The 16,093-nt window shown below is 41.4% G+C and carries 13 protein-coding genes and 2 tRNA genes; 12 read left to right on the forward strand and 3 right to left on the reverse strand.

Going from position 1 to position 16,093, the window contains the following annotated elements; translation table 11 throughout:
* Positions 1–10 precede the first annotated feature (10 nt).
* The 6 genes from CVV21_03115 (at position 11) to CVV21_03140 (ending at position 7,167) form a co-directional block, all read left to right on the forward strand.
* Positions 11–1,393, forward strand: coding sequence for a hypothetical protein (locus CVV21_03115; GenBank protein PKL92317.1), 1,383 nt, complete (start codon positions 11–13; stop codon positions 1,391–1,393).
* A gap of 24 nt (positions 1,394–1,417) precedes the next feature.
* The gene (locus CVV21_03120) at positions 1,418–1,774 is read left to right on the forward strand and encodes a hypothetical protein (GenBank protein ID PKL92318.1); all 357 of its coding nucleotides are present in this window, start codon (positions 1,418–1,420) and stop codon (positions 1,772–1,774) included.
* Complete coding sequence (locus CVV21_03125) at positions 1,774–2,610, forward strand: hypothetical protein (protein ID PKL92319.1); 837 nt, start codon at positions 1,774–1,776, stop codon at positions 2,608–2,610. Before CVV21_03120 ends, CVV21_03125 begins: the two co-directional genes overlap by 1 nt.
* Entirely contained in the window at positions 2,589–2,909 is a 321-nt protein-coding gene (locus CVV21_03130) for a hypothetical protein (protein ID PKL92320.1), read from the forward strand. The genes CVV21_03125 and CVV21_03130 overlap by 22 nt, the downstream gene beginning before the upstream one ends.
* A gap of 99 nt (positions 2,910–3,008) precedes the next feature.
* Positions 3,009–4,307, forward strand: coding sequence for a hypothetical protein (locus CVV21_03135; protein ID PKL92321.1), 1,299 nt, complete (start codon positions 3,009–3,011; stop codon positions 4,305–4,307).
* Positions 4,308–4,698: 391 nt separating this feature from the next.
* Entirely contained in the window at positions 4,699–7,167 is a 2,469-nt protein-coding gene (locus CVV21_03140; protein PKL92322.1) for a hypothetical protein, read from the forward strand.
* 209 nt (positions 7,168–7,376) lie between these two features.
* Here CVV21_03140 and CVV21_03145 read toward each other — a convergent pair.
* From CVV21_03145 to CVV21_03155, 3 genes are all read right to left on the reverse strand, one after another.
* Positions 7,377–7,451 (reverse strand) — tRNA-Met (locus CVV21_03145).
* A gap of 112 nt (positions 7,452–7,563) precedes the next feature.
* A tRNA-Leu gene (locus CVV21_03150) sits at positions 7,564–7,649 on the reverse strand.
* Positions 7,650–7,810: 161 nt separating this feature from the next.
* Positions 7,811–9,685 (reverse strand): tRNA uridine-5-carboxymethylaminomethyl(34) synthesis enzyme MnmG, encoded by a 1,875-nt coding sequence (locus tag CVV21_03155; protein PKL92323.1) that lies wholly within the window; start codon positions 9,683–9,685, stop codon positions 7,811–7,813.
* A gap of 105 nt (positions 9,686–9,790) precedes the next feature.
* On the opposite strand from CVV21_03155, the gene rlmN reads away from it, so the two are divergent.
* The 6 genes from rlmN (at position 9,791) to CVV21_03185 (ending at position 16,047) form a co-directional block, all read left to right on the forward strand.
* Positions 9,791–10,822: a 23S rRNA (adenine(2503)-C(2))-methyltransferase RlmN gene (gene rlmN / locus CVV21_03160; GenBank protein PKL92324.1), complete on the forward strand. Its 1,032-nt coding sequence runs from the start codon at positions 9,791–9,793 to the stop codon at positions 10,820–10,822.
* A 599-nt stretch (positions 10,823–11,421) separates the two neighbouring features.
* Entirely contained in the window at positions 11,422–12,642 is a 1,221-nt protein-coding gene (locus CVV21_03165) for a hypothetical protein (GenBank protein PKL92325.1), read from the forward strand.
* A gap of 293 nt (positions 12,643–12,935) precedes the next feature.
* On the forward strand, positions 12,936–14,897 hold the full coding sequence (locus CVV21_03170) for a hypothetical protein (protein PKL92326.1): 1,962 nt from the start codon (positions 12,936–12,938) through the stop codon (positions 14,895–14,897).
* Complete coding sequence (locus CVV21_03175) at positions 14,897–15,217, forward strand: hypothetical protein (protein PKL92327.1); 321 nt, start codon at positions 14,897–14,899, stop codon at positions 15,215–15,217. The genes CVV21_03170 and CVV21_03175 overlap by 1 nt, the downstream gene beginning before the upstream one ends.
* Positions 15,218–15,370: 153 nt before the next feature.
* Positions 15,371–15,745, forward strand: a complete 375-nt coding sequence (locus CVV21_03180; protein ID PKL92328.1) for a hypothetical protein — start codon at positions 15,371–15,373, stop codon at positions 15,743–15,745.
* A gap of 62 nt (positions 15,746–15,807) precedes the next feature.
* Positions 15,808–16,047, forward strand: a complete 240-nt coding sequence (locus CVV21_03185) for a hypothetical protein (GenBank protein PKL92329.1) — start codon at positions 15,808–15,810, stop codon at positions 16,045–16,047.
* The last annotated feature ends 46 nt before the right edge of the window (positions 16,048–16,093 follow it).

The raw sequence follows: 16,093 nt of genomic DNA on the forward strand, positions 1-16,093 counted from the left end.
AGCCTCTTTCATGGCAGACGCCTTTAAGGCGGAAATTGAAGACCTAAAGAAAAAACTTTCGCAGAACCCTGATTCTCTTGCATTTGTTCCGCTTGCGGAGGCATACAGAAAATCGGGTATGTATAAGGAAGCCGTTGACACCTGTAAAACAGGGCTTGAAAAACATCCCGCATATACTTCCGCAAGGGTTGTACTTGGAAGAATTTATGTAGAGCAGGAACTGTATGATGACGCGGCAGAAGAATTGAAAAAGGTTGAAGCCGTGGACATTGATAACATAATGGTTCATACAATGCTTGGAAATATTTATGTTAAAAAGCAGATGTTTGCAAAAGCCGTGGAACAGTTTCAAAGGGTGCTTTCACTAAATCCGGAAGATACGGAAACACAGGAAAAACTTCAGGAAGCGCTGTCCGCAAAACAGACCGTTACATTACCGTCAAATAAAAATAAAGAAGAAAAACCACAGCCGCCTGCGCCTGCAGAAAACCCCGCGGTTAAAGAAGAAAAACCTGCCATGTCAGACCTGCAAAAATCGCTTAAAGTGGCGGAATTATACTCCAAAAAAGAAGAGTTTGATAAAGCCATAGAGATATACAGGGAGCTTCTTGAAAAAGACGCGGAAAACATCATAATTCAGCAGCGGTTAAGGGAAGTATATGACTTTCAGCAGAAGAAAATAAACAAGCAGAAAGAGCAGAAAGAAAAACGCAAAACCACGGAAAATGACAAGATAACAGCCGAAGATATTCTGGATGTAATGAAAGAGGCCGTTGAAAATGACCTTGTAGATGACGATAAAAGCGAGCCTGCCGCAAAAAAGGAAGAGCCAAAGAAAGAAGAAGTGAAAAAAGAAGAGCCGAAAAAGGAAGAAGTTAAGAAAGAAGAACCTAAGAAAGAAGAAGCAAAAAAAGAAGAGCCTAAGAAAGAAGAAGTTAAGAAAGAAGAGCCGAAAAAGGAAGAAACTAAAAAAGAAGAGCCAAAAAAAGAAGAAGAGAAAAAAGAAACAGTTGAAAAACTGCCTGAAATAGCAGATAATAAGAAAATTGAGATTGGTAACGTGCTGCAGAGCCTTTCTACCGTTGACGGAATTGTAGGCAGTTTATTCCTTCTTCGCGACGGGCAGCTTGTGGCAAGCGTACTGCCGACATCCATTAACAAGTCGGAAATAGGCGGTATTGTAGCGTCAATAGTAAATAAGACAGAGCAGTCTGTAAAGAATATGAAGCAGGGAAAACTTAATCAGGTTGTAATTGCGTCGGAACACGGGCAGCTTTTGTTCACGGAATTGGGCAAAGGGGTCCTGTTCATAATCGGCGATGAAAATATTAATGTGGGTAAGATGGGGCTTGTGTTAAAGCAGGTTAAAGAAAAAATGAAGCAGTTGATGTGAATAAATTAATAGGAGCCGTGAGAAATGGATTTTAAAAGCCTTTTGCAGAAAATAGTCAGCAGCGTAGACGGCGCCATTGGCGCGGGTGTTATTGGCGAAGATGGTATTGCCATTGACCAGTTTTCCAGCAGGTCTGACTTTGATATCACTGCCGCGGGCGCGGAATACTCCACAATTATAAGTAATGCCAAGAAGGCATCGCAGAGTTTTGGGCTTGGCAAGACAAATGAAGTTTTAATATCAACCGAAAAAGCCACAATGATAATGATGATGGTAGGGGATAATTACTTTGTGACACTGGCGTTAAGCCTTGACGGAAACCTTGGACGCGGCAGGCTGGAACTTAAGAAATCCATCCCAGACCTGGAAAAGATGCTTTAATGTTTTCCCGGCTGTTCAAAAGGACTTTCTGGATATTCTATGACAATCTTTTAAAAGGCCTTGTTTTAAACTTTTCTGTTTTTGGCGTTATGTTTATCGCTTTCTTCATACTGTTTATAGAACTGTTTCTTAACAGAAAAGTTTACGGCGCTTCCCAGGCGACCATTATTACCCTTGGGGCATTATCCCTTATATGGCACGTGCTTGCGCCCGCGGTTATGCATTTCTGGGCAAAATTTATTACGGGGACAAATGAAGACATGGGAATGTTTGCCAGGGTGGGCGAAGGGTTAAAACTATTCTGGTTAAAGGGCATTGCGCTGTTTGCGATAAACACATCGTTTTTCTTTCTGGCTTTTTTAAGCATTAACTTTTACAAAAGCATCCTTAACCTTGGATGGTGGGTTTATATCGTAGGCGGCATAGGGGTATGGATTGTTATCATGTTTTTATTTATCCAGATATTTTTAATTCCCATACTTGTCCTTGATGAAAAAAGAAGGGTTTTAGTTTCATATAAGAAGTCTTTGATAATGCTCCTCTCCGCGCCTTTTGCGGCGTCCTCTGTGGCGCTTATAATTCTTTATCTTAATTTTGTTTTCTATTTTGCCCTTCATATCGGCGGGTCGCAGGTACCAACCGTGCTTGAACTTATAACGCTTTTCCCGCTTTTCATGGCTCCGTTTATTACATACTCTTTAATAATCCTTTTGCAGGTGAATTTCGCTATTCTTATTTATGAAAAACATAAGATAATGCCAAGCCTTAAAGAAGTATGGGAAGACGGAAGAAACCTATCAAATCTCTTTAAACCATGGGAGACAAAAGGGAAATGACAGCCAATTACAGGTTAAGAAAGTCTTCAGTTAAAAAGGGAAAGAAAGCCATTGTCCCGCTGATTATAGCGCTGGTAATGGTATTTGGTTTTTTTAAAGCCGCATATACCTTTGTAAAGATGAGGGTGCAGAAAGCGTCGTTGAATTCAGAGATAGCGTCGTTAAAAGAAGACAATGCAAAACTCTCGGGAAAAATGGCAAACATAGCCGCTGACGAAGAATTTGTCTCCAAAACCGCCCGCGAACAGCTTGGGCTGGTTAAAGACGGGGAAACGGTATTTATACTGGTGGATAAGTAAGGGGATTGATAAACAATAAAGCCGGCAGAGATGCCGGCTCTTTTATTTTACGGGGAAATTAAATAATTATTAAAAGTTAAAGGAAATCTAAGGGGAATAATGAGAAAGGTTAATCCGAGAAATGTGGTGAGGGTTATAATACAAAGTATATTTATAGTTGTTTTTATTAGTTTATCTTTTTTGTCAGCCAAAGGTAATGAAAAAAATGTGATACCGCTAAATTTAGGAGAGGGGGAAGTTATGGATGAAAAATCACCATTGTTGGAAATGAGGAATGAACTTTTGACCGAACCTGTTAAATTTCTTGGAGGAATTCAGCCTTTTGGTAAATCCCGGGTATACGGGGTGGTTATAGAGATGGGCACGGATATAGGGGCTGCTTCTTTGATATGCCTGATTGACGGCACATGCAGTCTATATTATGAAAGAGGCGGCGGAACAATTGGATTGGCGGGTATTGAAAAAGTGAAAAAATTATCAATTATTGCGGCGCGTGAATCTGATCGGTATACAGAGTTTTGTAAAAAAACAAGTGAATTTCCTATGCCTAAAGACGGGGAAATATTTTTCTATATTATTACAGCTGACGGTATTTTAACTTATAAAGGTATAGAAGCAGATATTTCAGATAATAAATCAAAGTTATCAGTTTTATTTTTTCGGGGAAATGATGTATTAACTGCTATTCGTGTTAATGAGGCTGAGAAGGCAAATGAAATTATTAAAGCTGTTATGAAAAAGAACAGGGCAGTAGTTGAAAAAATGTTGAGCAAAGGGGCGGATCCGGATTTAAGAGATGCGGATGATACGCCAATTTTAGCCCTTGCTGCTTCAAATAATGATGCCGACATGGTGGAAATTTTATTGAAATATAAAGCTTCACCTGATATGACGTTTATTAATAAAAAGAAGGGGATTGCCGGCGCGACAGCGTTATCTTTTGCCGCCGGACAAGACAATCCGAAGTCAATAAAACTGTTGGTTTCTGCGGGCGCGGATGTTGATTCCGCGGATGATACAGGCTTAACTCCGCTTATGGCGGCAGCCGGCAACGGAAAAGTTAAGGCGTTACTGGAACTAATTGTAAATAAAGCGCAGCTTGAGAAAAAAGATAATGAAGGATATACGGCTCTTGTATTTGCGGCAAATGCGGGCAGAACAGAGGCGGTAAAGGAGCTTATAAAAGCAGGAGCGGATGTAAATACAAAAGATAATCAGGGCTCCACTCCTATTATGTTTGCCGCTCAACACGGGTATATTGAGCCGGTCAAACTGCTTCTTGAAAATGGGGCAGACCCATATGTGAAGGGAACCCACGGACTTTCTGCGATGGATTTCGCGGAACAAAATAATATAAAGAGTGTTATAAAGCTAATTAAGGATTTTAAGATGAAATGAAGCGGGGAGAGGATTTGGCTGCCTTGGCCTATTGAAGCGGTTGAGAAACGCTGGCGCAAATAATGCAGGCGGTTATGAAATGTTTTGATTTTCTAATTTTGAATTTTCTAATATCCAATTTTCAAAACACGGGAAAGGGCTGATGTGAAAAACGGAAGGTTAGGAAGTATCAGCTTATTTAATGTTGCGGACGGTCAAACGGGCAGCGGAGATTAAATAGAGGGAAATATGGTTTAATTAATTGAGCCTTCCGGGTTATGGGCATAAATCGCAGTGCGTTTATGGAAAGACTGAAATGCATTCGTATTAGAACTTGACGGGTGAAAAATACGGGTTTATACTGTTGCATCAATTTCAACAAGAAAAATTTTATTAATTTTAGGGAGGTATTATGCATATCTATACGGGGATTTTTTTTACGGCACTTGCAACACTGGTTTATGAAATAACATTGCTTAGAATTTTAAGCGTCATGTCCTGGTATCACCTGGCTTTTTTCGCGGTGTCAACAGCCATGCTGGGAATGACGGGGGGCGCGGTTACTGTTTATCTTAATAAAAAGGCCTTCGAGCCGGAAAACCTTAACAATAGTTACATAAAGGCGGCTATTGCTTTTGCGGTATCACTGCCTGTTTCGCTGACGCTTTTATGCTTTACTCCGATTGTTTACCAGCACAACATTGCCAGTGTAACAAGGATACTGCTTGCCGCGTTTTATTGCATAATACCATATTATTTTTCGGGTATTGTCATTACAGCCATCCTTACAAGGGAAGAAAAACCTGTGGGTAAACTGTACGGGGCTGATTTGGGAGGAGCTGCCATAGGATGCCTTGCGGTTATATTGGGGCTTGAGTTTTTAAGCGCTCCAAATATGATACTTTTTGCTGCGGTGATAGCTTCTATCGGCGCGTTTATTTTTTCAATCAGGAGCAAGGGAACAATGTTGAAGAGTGCTTCAATGGCCTGTGTTGCCCTTGTGCTTGCTGTTTTTATCGGAAACATAATATCGGGTGATTTTATCAGCCCGCGTACCATAAAAGGGCATAAAAGCGACACCAGAAAATTTTATTTTCAGAAGTGGAACTCTTTTTCCTGGGTAAATGTCAGCGGTATGGAGTTTAAAAGGCCTTACCTGTGGGGGACAAGCCCGATAACACCGGATCTTCCTGTAAAGGTTCACGGGCTGTCTGTTGACGGCGAAGCCGGAACATTTATGCTTAACATGGATGATATGGCAAACCTTGAAGTTTTAAAATATGACATGGTTAACCTTGCGCATTACATCAGGCCTAACGGCGGCAGCTGCGTCATAGGCGTTGGCGGAGGCAGGGATATTACCAGTTCAATTGTTTTTGGGCACGATAGAGTGGTGGGTATAGAAGTTAACCCTATCTTTATTAAGTTGCTAAAAGGCAAATTCAGGGATTTTGCGGGGCTGGCAGACAGGCCGGGCGTGGAATTGGTGGCTGACGAAGCCCGCAGTTACCTTGCCCGTTCAACAGAAAAATTTAATGTTATTACAATGGCGCTTATAGATACATGGGCCGCAACCGGAGCCGGAGCTTTTACACTGTCTGAAAACGGCCTTTATACAGTTGAGGCATGGAAGGTTTTTCTTGACAGGCTTAATGACGGCGGAGTCTTTACGGTTTCAAGGTGGTTTTCCGAACACCAGCCCGGAGAAACAGCGCGTATAGTAAACCTTGCGGTCACAGCGCTTTATAAAAGGGGTGTCAGTGACCCTTCCAAACATATTGTGCTTACGGCTATCGGTAATATTGCCACGTTACTTGTTTCAAACAAACCTTTTTCAGATGAGGACCTTAAGGTACTGCGGGAAACGGCGGAAAGGCTTAAGTTTAAAATATTTATTTTCCCGGGTCAGGAGCCTGAAAATGAGTGGCTTAGAAAAATTATAACAGGGAAGTCAATAGAAGAGATAAACGCACTTGTGAAGGATGCGCCCCTTAACTACACCGCGCCTACTGATGAAAGGCCATACTTCTTTAACATGATAAAACTTAACAACTTAAGTTTTGCCTGGCGTTATTCCGCGGGCGGAATTTCAGGCAACATGGTTGCCAACATTACGCTTTTAATACTGATAGGCGCGCTGATGTTCTTTGTGCTGGCTGTGATTGTGGTACCGCTGCTGGCAGGGGCTAAAAAAGACGCAAACAAGGTTGACTATGCGCCCGCGTTTTATTTCGCGCTTATAGGGGCGGGATTTATGTTTGTGCAGATTGCTATGGTGCAAAGGTTATCCGTGTTTCTGGGGCATCCTGTCTACGCGTTGGGGATACTATTGTTCACTATGATTCTAAGCGCCGGAATTGGAAGCCTTGTAAGTGAAAAAATTGCGATTACAAAGCCGCCTCTTTCCAAAGTTTATCCGGTTGTAATAGGCGGGTACATTATTACGCTGGCGCTGCTGATGCCTGTAATAATTTCCGCAATGACCACCTTTTCAATGGCCGCTAAAATTGCGTCTTCAATTGCCATGGTGGCGCCCCTGGCGTTTGTAATGGGAATGTGTTTTCCCGCAGGAATGCGGATGATATCGGGAACGAAAGCCGCAGGTACGCCGTGGTACTGGGCGTTAAACGGAATATTCGGTGTTTTTGCATCTGCGGTTGTGGTGCTTATATCAATTTACTCCGGAATTACAACTAACTTCTACATAGGCGCTTTATGCTACCTTTCGCTGCTGTTTTTCATACCGAAGATGCAGGTTATGGCAGAGGTTAAGGCTAAGGCAGAGGCAAATGTTATGGCAGAGGAAAAAGCTAAGGCTAAAACTAAGGTTAAAACTAAGGCTAAGGTTAAAGCTAAGGCAAAAAAGAAAAGAAAAAAATAACAGGTTTATATTGCTGCGGATTAAAGTTCTAATTATCGAATGCTGAATCTTCAAAAAAAATAGCGGTTCGTTAGAACCGCTAATAAGACAATTAATCCGAGAATTCGAAATTTGAACAGATTCGACCTTTTTGATCTTCTAATATCTAATCATCGAATGTCGAATCTTCAAAAAAATATAGCGGTTCTTTCGAACCGCTATATTTTTTATGGTTGCGGGGAGAGGATTTGAACCTCTGACCTTTGGGTTATGAGCCCAACGAGCTACCACTGCTCCACCCCGCGTCATGTCGTGTTTGGATTTTCATTTCAGAAAACCTTATGTGTAACAACGTTAACAATAATTACATATTTCCATTCAAATGTCAAGAACACATAAAAAACTTAAATTAAAAAATGGTGCCGGGGGCCGGACTCGAACCGGCACGGGCTTTCGCCCCGTGGATTTTAAGTCCACTACGTCTACCATTTCGTCATCCCGGCATCATGGGTTGAAATTATAACAGTATAGTAAAAGGGTGTCAATAAGGGAAAAGTTACAGGTGACAGTTAACAGCTGACAAGTTACAACTTACAACTGATAACCTGCTACTTGTTAGCTGTTACTTGTAAGTTGTAACCTGTTACTTGTTACTTGTAAGCTGTTAGTTGCTAAACTTCTTTATAAGCAGTAATAGCACGTTTATATCCGAAGGCGTGACGCCCTGGATGCGGGAAGCCATGCCCAGCGTCTCCGGTTTAATCTCATTTAACCTCTGGCGGGCTTCTAAGGGCAGCCCTTCCGCTTTCATGAAATCAAATTCCGGCGGTATTGCTTTTTCTTCTATTTTTTTAAACTTTTCAATTTGCTCGTTCTGTTTTTTTATGTAGCCTTCGTATTTAATCTCGGAAACAAAATACTCTGATATATGGTTCAATACTTTTGGGATTTCGGTAAAAACTGTCAGCGCCTCATACGGTACTTCCGGACGTCTTAGCAGCTGTAAAAGGGAGCTTTCGGACTGAAGAGCGGTGGTTCCCATATCTGTCAGTTTTGTATTTGTTTCGGGGGACGGACGGACATATATTTTATTAAGACGTTCTTTTTCTGTTTTGTAAAATTCCTGTTTAAACATAAAAGTGTCATACGTCTTATCGTCAATAAGCCCGAAAGAACGGCCGTATTCCATAAGGCGGATGTCGGCGTTATCGTTTCTTAACACAAGCCTGTGTTCCGCGCGTGACGAAAATAAACGGTACGGTTCTGTCACGCCCTTTGTGACAAGGTCGTCAATCATGACGCCTATATAGCCTTCTTCACGGCCGGGGGAAAACATAGCCTTACCTGATAGCTTAAGCGCCGCGTTAATGCCGGCTATTAAACCCTGTCCTGCGGCTTCTTCGTAGCCCGATGTCCCGTTTATCTGGCCTGCAAAAAACAGCCCCGGAATTAATTTGGTTTCAAGGTATTTGCTAAGCTGCGTGGGCGGGGCATAGTCGTATTCAATGCCATAGCCGGGGCGCGTGATTTCTGCTTTTTCCATTCCTTCAATTGTACGCACGTACATTAACTGAACGTCGCGCGGTAATGAAGTTGAAAGGCCGTTTAAATATATTTCGTTTGAATTTCTTGCTTCGGGTTCCAGAAAAACCTGGTGTGATGTCTTCTCCGGGAATTTAACCACTTTGTCTTCTATGGAAGGGCAGTACCTTGGCCCAATCCCGAATATCATCCTGTCTGTACTGCTGTAAAGGGGAGAGCGGTCCAGATTCTGCATTATTATCTTTGCGGTATTTTCATTTGTCCTGGCAAGCCAGCACATAATCTGGTCAGTGTTTATATTTTCTGTACGGAATGAAAACGGCACCGGTTTTTCATCGCCCGGCTGTGGGGTAAATTTATCAAGGTCAACCGACCTTATATCCACGCGCGGATTGGTGCCTGTCTTCATCCTGCCAAGTTTAAAACCAAGCCCGGCAAGTGATATTGACAGCCCTTTAGAAGGCGGGTCGCCAAGGCGGCCGCCGTTGAAATGCTGAAGGCCTATATAAATTGTCCCGTTTAAAAAAGTGCCTGTGGTAACAATCACGGATTTTGCGGAATAAAAAGTGCCGGTGTCGGTTATTATGCCTGTAATGCCTTTGTCGTCTGTGGTTATGCTTTCCACAAGCGCCTGTTTAATTTCAAGGTTGTCCGTGTTCTGCAGTACGCGCCGCATATAGGCGGGGTATTCATATTTATCCGCCTGTGCCCTTAAACCATGGACAGCAGGGCCTTTGTTGGAATTTAAAACCTTAAACTGAATTGATGTCCTGTCCGCGGCAAGCGCCATTTCTCCGCCCAATGCGTCAATTTCACGCACAAGGTGGCCTTTGGCAAGCCCGCCAATTGCAGGGTTGCAGGATAAATGGGCGATGTGGTCTATGTTAATAGTAAACAGGGCTGTCTTTAACCCCATGCGCGCGGGCGCAAGCGCAGCTTCGCAGCCGGCGTGTCCGGCGCCTATTACAATAATGTCGTAACTTTTTTCAGGAATCAATTATGTCTCCGGTTTTAGTTTTGTATGATTATACCTAAAAGGGATGTGATTTACAATTGGCGTTATGATATAGTATCTTTGTAATTAATTAAAAGGAGATATTAAATGACTAAAGATATTAAAGCAATGACACTGCAGGAAATACAGGATGTACTTACAGCTGCAGGATTTGAAAAGTACAGGGCGCAGCAGGTATATGAATGGATATACAAAAAAAAGGCGCAGAGCACGGATGATTTTAAAAACATACCCGCAAAGGTAAGGGAATACCTTGAAGCTAATTATGATTTTTTTCTGCCGGAAATTATTAAACAGCAGGAATCGGAAATTGACGGCACAAAAAAACTTCTGCTGCAGCTTGATGATGATACAAAGATTGAAACCGTTATTTTAAATGACGAAGACAGATACACCGCGTGCATCTCTTCGCAGGCAGGATGCGGCTGCGGGTGCGCGTTCTGTGCCACTGCCACACTGGGCTTAAAAAGGGACCTTACAGCGGGAGAGATTGTAGGCCAGTTTTTAAGGGATGAAATAGAAGCAGCCCATCTGCTGGATAATGTGGTGTTTATGGGCATGGGCGAGCCGCTTTTAAATACGCAGAATGTATTTAAAGCAATAAAACTTATCTCTGACCCAAAGGGAAGGGGTTTTTCGCAGAAAAGAATAACCGTATCCACCGTGGGTATCATTCCGGGTATTGAAGCAATGATAGAAGAAGGGCTTAAAGTAAACCTTGCCGTTTCTTTAATAACAGCAGATACAGCGTTAAGGTCAAAACTTGTTCCTATGGAAAAAACATATCCTATCAAGGATGTCATAAAGGCCGCAAAAAGGTACTGTGCAAAATCGGAAACCCGTCTTACCTTTGAATACGTGCTTATGGAAGGCGTTAATGATTCAGCGCAGGACGCGGAAATGCTGGTTGAACTTATCAGGGGTATTGACTGCAGGGTGAATTTAATACCTTATAATAAAGTAAGCGGAAAGAAATATTCTTCGGGCCAGCGTGAAAAAGCCATCAGCTTTCAGAAGATATTAAAGGGATACAGGATAAAAGCGCTTATAAGAAAAGAAAAAGGCGCGGATATTGACGCGGCCTGCGGCCAGCTTGCCGCAAAAGAGGATAAGAAATAGGGGATAAAGGTTTGTATTTATTTGTTTGGTTTTAATCTTTGGTAGACGCGGGTCTTAATACCGCGCTTATTACAGATTCTGCGCGGTATTATCCCGCGGCTCTTGATTTGGAATTGTTGTTGCTTCTGACCCTCCGACCATAGCGACTTACCGGGGTTGGATATATTTTTTCAGCACGCGCCGCAAATTGGTATTCTTGCATCCAAATAAACTTGAAATCCACACTGCGTTAACGTCATTGGCAATCGCGGTCTTGCGGCACATCCGAATTTGCCGGCGTTGCATTAAACCGCCCCTGCCGGATACATGCTATACTTGGGCGGCACGCACTGAAAAAACACCCCCAACCCCTGTAAGGTATTCATCTAATTTTCGAATCTCGAATTTTCGATGTTTTTTATCGTCGTTACATCCGTCCTTCCGTGCATCTGTCCCTCGTTTTTTATTTTGTGTAACCCGTTTTGTCTAAAACTCAAAAAAAAAGCAAAAACTTGAAAAATCATCATTTATAATTCTAGACAAATTTACATGAACGTGTAAAAAAGTCTGGACAAATTTATATGTTTATGTAAAAATGTCCATAGATACAGGAGGTTACTATGATAAAGCGTTTTCTTGAAGAAGTAGTGTTTTTACCGCAGTTTGGCAGGCAGATGCGGTTTATAGCCGGGCCAAGGCAGTGTGGGAAGACTACGATAGCCGTCAATAAACTTAAAGAAGAGGGAAATGAATCATTATATTATAATTGGGACAGGCAGCAGATAAGAAAACGGTATAGAACAGAAGCGGATATTCTGGAAACAGACCTTGCCGGACGGAGCGGGAAGGGGAAAGTATGGGTGTGTTTTGATGAAATACATAAAATGCCAAAATGGAAAAATATTCTTAAGGATGTTTTTGACACGCACGAAGATAAAGTGAATTTCATTGTTACGGGAAGCGCCCGGCTTGATGTCATGCGCAAAGCGGGAGACAGCCTGCTTGGGCGTTATTTTATGTTCAGGCTTAACCCCCTTATGATAACAGAAGTTTTGGGGAGAAAAATACAGCACATTATGCCTGAAAATAAACCCGCGGATTATGTGGATAAATTGCTGTCAAATACAAAGCAGGAAACAGGAATTATGGATGATTTTTTATCTCTTAGCGCTTTTCCTGAACCGCTTTTATCAGGAAACCGCGTGGCGGCAGCCAAATGGCATGATAATTATTTTGAAAAGGTGACAAAGGAAGAACTTAGAGATGTTTCGGCGATAAGAAACCTTGAGTGGGTTATTAATCTGTTATATATGCTGCCGTCAAGAATAGGCTCGCCGCTTTCTCTTGAATCTTTAAGGCAGGATCTTGAAGTGAACCACGCTACAGTAAAAAATTATATGAATTATCTTACGCTAACATACGCTGTATTTCAGCTGCAGCCTTTTTATGAAAATATAAAGAAATCCATAAAAAAAGAAAAGAAAGCCTATTTTCACAATTATTTTTTGGTTGATAATGAAGCCGCAAGATTTGAAAATTTTATTGCGCTGGAACTTAAGGCAAGAATAGATTTATGGAACGATGCTACTGCAGATAAATACGGGCTTTTTTATTTAAGAACAAGGGATAAAAAGGAAACCGACTTTTTAATAACAAAAAATAAAAAGCCATATGTTATGTTTGAAGCTAAACTTTCTGACACTGCGATTGAAGCGCATCATAGGGCAAATTCGGCAGCGCTTGGAAACATTCCTTTTGTTCAGCTTGTGAAACAAAAGGGTGTATTAAGGGCAGACGGAAAAAATTTTTACTGCGTATCTGCCGCCAGGTTTTTGGGATAGTAGTAAGGGGCGCGGGTCTTTCCCGGCACTATGGCGGAGACGGCAGCCCGCGGCAGTTATTTTGTCTTAGACTTGTAGGGGCGGCGCTCCCGCGCTGTCCGGCTTTTTTGTTTTTGTATTTGTTGTCCTTTTGACCTTTGTTTTTATTTCTGTCCCTCTGTGCATCTGTCCCTCGGCCTTACTTCCGTCCCTTGATTTCTTATTTAAATCTTTCCAATCTTTAATATTTGATGTAATATAAAAAAGTCCGGGGAGTTTAAAATTTTAGTTTGGGTATGAATTAAGGAGATGTTTTGTATTTAAATGGGAGTGTAAACAGGGGATACAACACACAGCGATATTTACAGCAGCTTCAGGCAATGTATTACCTGTTGTTTATGGCTGTATTGCATAATATGAAGCTCCGCCTTTCATACGCCCCGGCTGATGTCAATTATACGGTTTATGAAAAATACGATGGCATAAATGAAAGCGACTTTAATTATAAGCACAACTGGGCGGCAGAAGGCTATACAAGCCAGGCAAAGGTTCCCGGCAATGCGGGGGCTTCGCTGGGTATAGAACCGCTGTTAAGCGGAACAGTCTGGTACAAGTACAGGCTTATATATAACAGAAATTCAAGTGCAGGTTACCAGGTAAAACTTTTCTTTGGCCCGTACAATAATACAGTGGCGGATAATATGGTTACAATTGATAATCCCTTTAATGCCCCTGGAACCTGGATATTCAGGCTTGGCAATGCGAATGTTGACAGCATGAAGATATACAGCAAAGACCTGCTTGCCACAGCCGAAGTGCCGGGTGTAAGTAAAAACGGATATGAAACCACAACAGATTATGACAGTATTCACAATATAACAAATAAGTCCTTTAAAAATCAGCTGTATATAGGTGGGACGGTATATAACAGAAATTCATCTTACAACAGGGATTATTTCTATGACCCTGCGCGTCCGCATGCTGTGGATCACATGAATAATAACGGAAGTTTCTTCAGGCAGTATGAATATGACGCCAATGGGAATGTGACACAGCACAATAATTACAACAGGCAGATATTATGGGATGAAGAAAACAGGATAAAACAGGTTGCAGACACTTTCCCGGGTGATGTGCATGTATCAGAAAATTATTTCTATGACCATAAAGGTGAAAGGAAGATAAAGGTTAATAATTATAATACAGGGACGCCGCAGCTTGGGGATGTGGCAATGTATGTAAATCAGTACGCGGCAATGTGGTTAAGCAATGCGAACAACATAAACACGTACACAAAGAACTATTATGTTGGAAATCAGCGCGTTGCAAGCAGAATAATGTCAGACGCCGCATGCGCAACAGGCACGGATAGTTTTGATTTTACATATTTCTATGGAACAGACCATCTTGGCTCGTCAACGTATTTGACAAACGCTTTAGGCGATATTGTGGAGCATAACGAGTATACGCCATGGGGTGAAATATGGCAGACCGAAGACAGTATGCCGGTGGTATCAGTTGGGGAGCTGAACAATCCGTTTAAGTTTACGGGCAAGGAAATGGACAGGACAGGCCTGTACTATTACGGCGCCCGTTACTACGATCCACAGGTTTCGTTGTGGATGAGCCCGGACCCGATACTTGATAAGTATCTGCCAAGTGCGGGAGAAAAAGATAACAGCAAACTACCGGGAATGGGTGGGGTATTTAATTCGTTAAACCTTGGGTTGTACACTTATACACTGAATAATCCAATGATTTTTATAGATCCTGATGGGAATGTAACTATTTCTATTACAGGTGCTTCATCAGTTAATGTAGCTGCTGGGATTTCTTATAATAAAGGTTTTATATTCGGTGTAACTGATGATGGGAAATTTGAATGGGGAACTACTGAAACGGTTGCGCCGATAGGCGAAACAAACGCAGGATTATTTATGGGTTTGCGAATGGAATTTACAACTTCAAATACTATTGAAAACACTTCTGGCACTGGTTTTGACGCATTTGGGAACCTTGCATTTGGTATCGCAGAAGCAGGTGCCGAACAAGGAATTGGTGGTATTGTAAATGATAATGGAGATGTTATTTGTGGTGACAATGGGTATATCTCTTATGCGGTTCAGGCAGGATTTAGCGCGAGTGTACTTCCTGTTGCGGGTGGTGTTGAAAAATCTTTTACGACAATAGATAAAGCTAATGAAGGTGATGGTAAAATGTTATTAAGATATATTATTGGAGATTATAACAAACCTAATCCGGGGGTTACATATTAATGGTTATAAGAATTTTAATGTACATAGAAATTGGTATTTTTATATTAATTTTTTTAGCCGTGATTAACTTTGCTTTTCAATTTATTTTTTGCGATAGTTATTTCCGAAACAATTCAAATGGTATGCGATCTTTTTTTTCTTGGAATGTAACGAAACGTATTCTTGATGCTGAAACGAATGCATCTGCGAATGATCCCTATGCTTTTAAATTAATTAGTAATTTAAAAAAATCAATTATTTTTATCTTATTAGCGATTTTTGCTTTTATAATTAATATGGTAGTGATTTTTTGGTATGCCTATAAGACAGGTCAGATGTAAAAGTGAAAAGGTTTTTAAAAATTTATATAAGTATAAGGGAACAAGGATGGTTATAATTGTTTTGTTATTAACCTAGTTACTGAAAGTAAAAACTAATAGATCTGTACTTGGTTGGAGAAACGTTGTTTTAAGACTACACATTTTGGAGGGATTATGAAGAGGATAATGATTATTATGGCAATAGCATTAATAACAACGGCGATATTTGCTGCATCGCCGACGCCGGTGCCGGGAAATGTGAAGACAGGCAAAACTATTAAGATGATGATAAAAGTTCCTGTTCAGATAGTGGATGGGGCTTATGTTGCGCAGGTGGGGGATGATATTAAGGCTTTAACTACAGGCGGGACATATTTATATAATGAAGAAAAGACAGAAGCTATTGTGATACTGCACGTCCCGGAAGAAGATAAGGCATCTGCAAGTTCGCTTGTTAAGGCAAGCAAGAAGGAAGTTAAAGAAAATCAGGTTAAGAATTATGATAAACAGTTTAAGGGACTTAAGAACTCATACAACGACGGTAAATAAGCCGTTAGAAATTATATGTGGTCATGTATATACAACTGACAAAAATTGCGGAGGATATTTAAATGAGAAGGAACATATTATTCAGAGCCGTGCTTGTTATAAGCATGTTTGTTATTTCAATTCCGGCGTATTGCGGGATGGTTTACGCGCCAAACCATATATTCAAACAATGGAATAATACCACTTTTTCCGGTGAGCCATGCGCGGTAGGGCAAGGGACTAACATTGCTTGGAATATGGGTACCGGTGGACCTACAGACGGCGGATGCGGGCAGCTTACCGCAAGAGAGGATAAGAAATAGGGGATAGTGTTTTAATTTATGTTTTTGTTCTGGTAGCCGCGTCCAT

The sequence above is a fragment of the Candidatus Goldiibacteriota bacterium HGW-Goldbacteria-1 genome, from assembly GCA_002839855.1.
Lineage (GTDB): Bacteria > Oederibacteriota > PGYV01 > PGYV01 > PGYV01 > PGYV01.

Excerpts from the sequence above, each read along its gene's own strand:
- CVV21_03115 (PKL92317.1), top strand. The coding sequence starts at position 11 with ATGGCAGACGCCTTTAAGGCGGAAATTGAAGACCTAAAGAAAAAACTT.
- CVV21_03120 (PKL92318.1), top strand. The coding sequence starts at position 1,418 with ATGGATTTTAAAAGCCTTTTGCAGAAAATAGTCAGCAGCGTAGACGGC.
- CVV21_03125 (PKL92319.1), top strand. The coding sequence starts at position 1,774 with ATGTTTTCCCGGCTGTTCAAAAGGACTTTCTGGATATTCTATGACAAT.
- CVV21_03130 (PKL92320.1), top strand. The coding sequence starts at position 2,589 with ATGGGAGACAAAAGGGAAATGACAGCCAATTACAGGTTAAGAAAGTCT.
- CVV21_03135 (PKL92321.1), top strand. The coding sequence starts at position 3,009 with ATGAGAAAGGTTAATCCGAGAAATGTGGTGAGGGTTATAATACAAAGT.
- CVV21_03140 (PKL92322.1), top strand. The coding sequence starts at position 4,699 with ATGCATATCTATACGGGGATTTTTTTTACGGCACTTGCAACACTGGTT.
- rlmN (PKL92324.1), top strand. The coding sequence starts at position 9,791 with ATGACTAAAGATATTAAAGCAATGACACTGCAGGAAATACAGGATGTA.
- CVV21_03165 (PKL92325.1), top strand. The coding sequence starts at position 11,422 with ATGATAAAGCGTTTTCTTGAAGAAGTAGTGTTTTTACCGCAGTTTGGC.
- CVV21_03175 (PKL92327.1), top strand. The coding sequence starts at position 14,897 with ATGGTTATAAGAATTTTAATGTACATAGAAATTGGTATTTTTATATTA.
- CVV21_03180 (PKL92328.1), top strand. The coding sequence starts at position 15,371 with ATGAAGAGGATAATGATTATTATGGCAATAGCATTAATAACAACGGCG.
- CVV21_03185 (PKL92329.1), top strand. The coding sequence starts at position 15,808 with ATGAGAAGGAACATATTATTCAGAGCCGTGCTTGTTATAAGCATGTTT.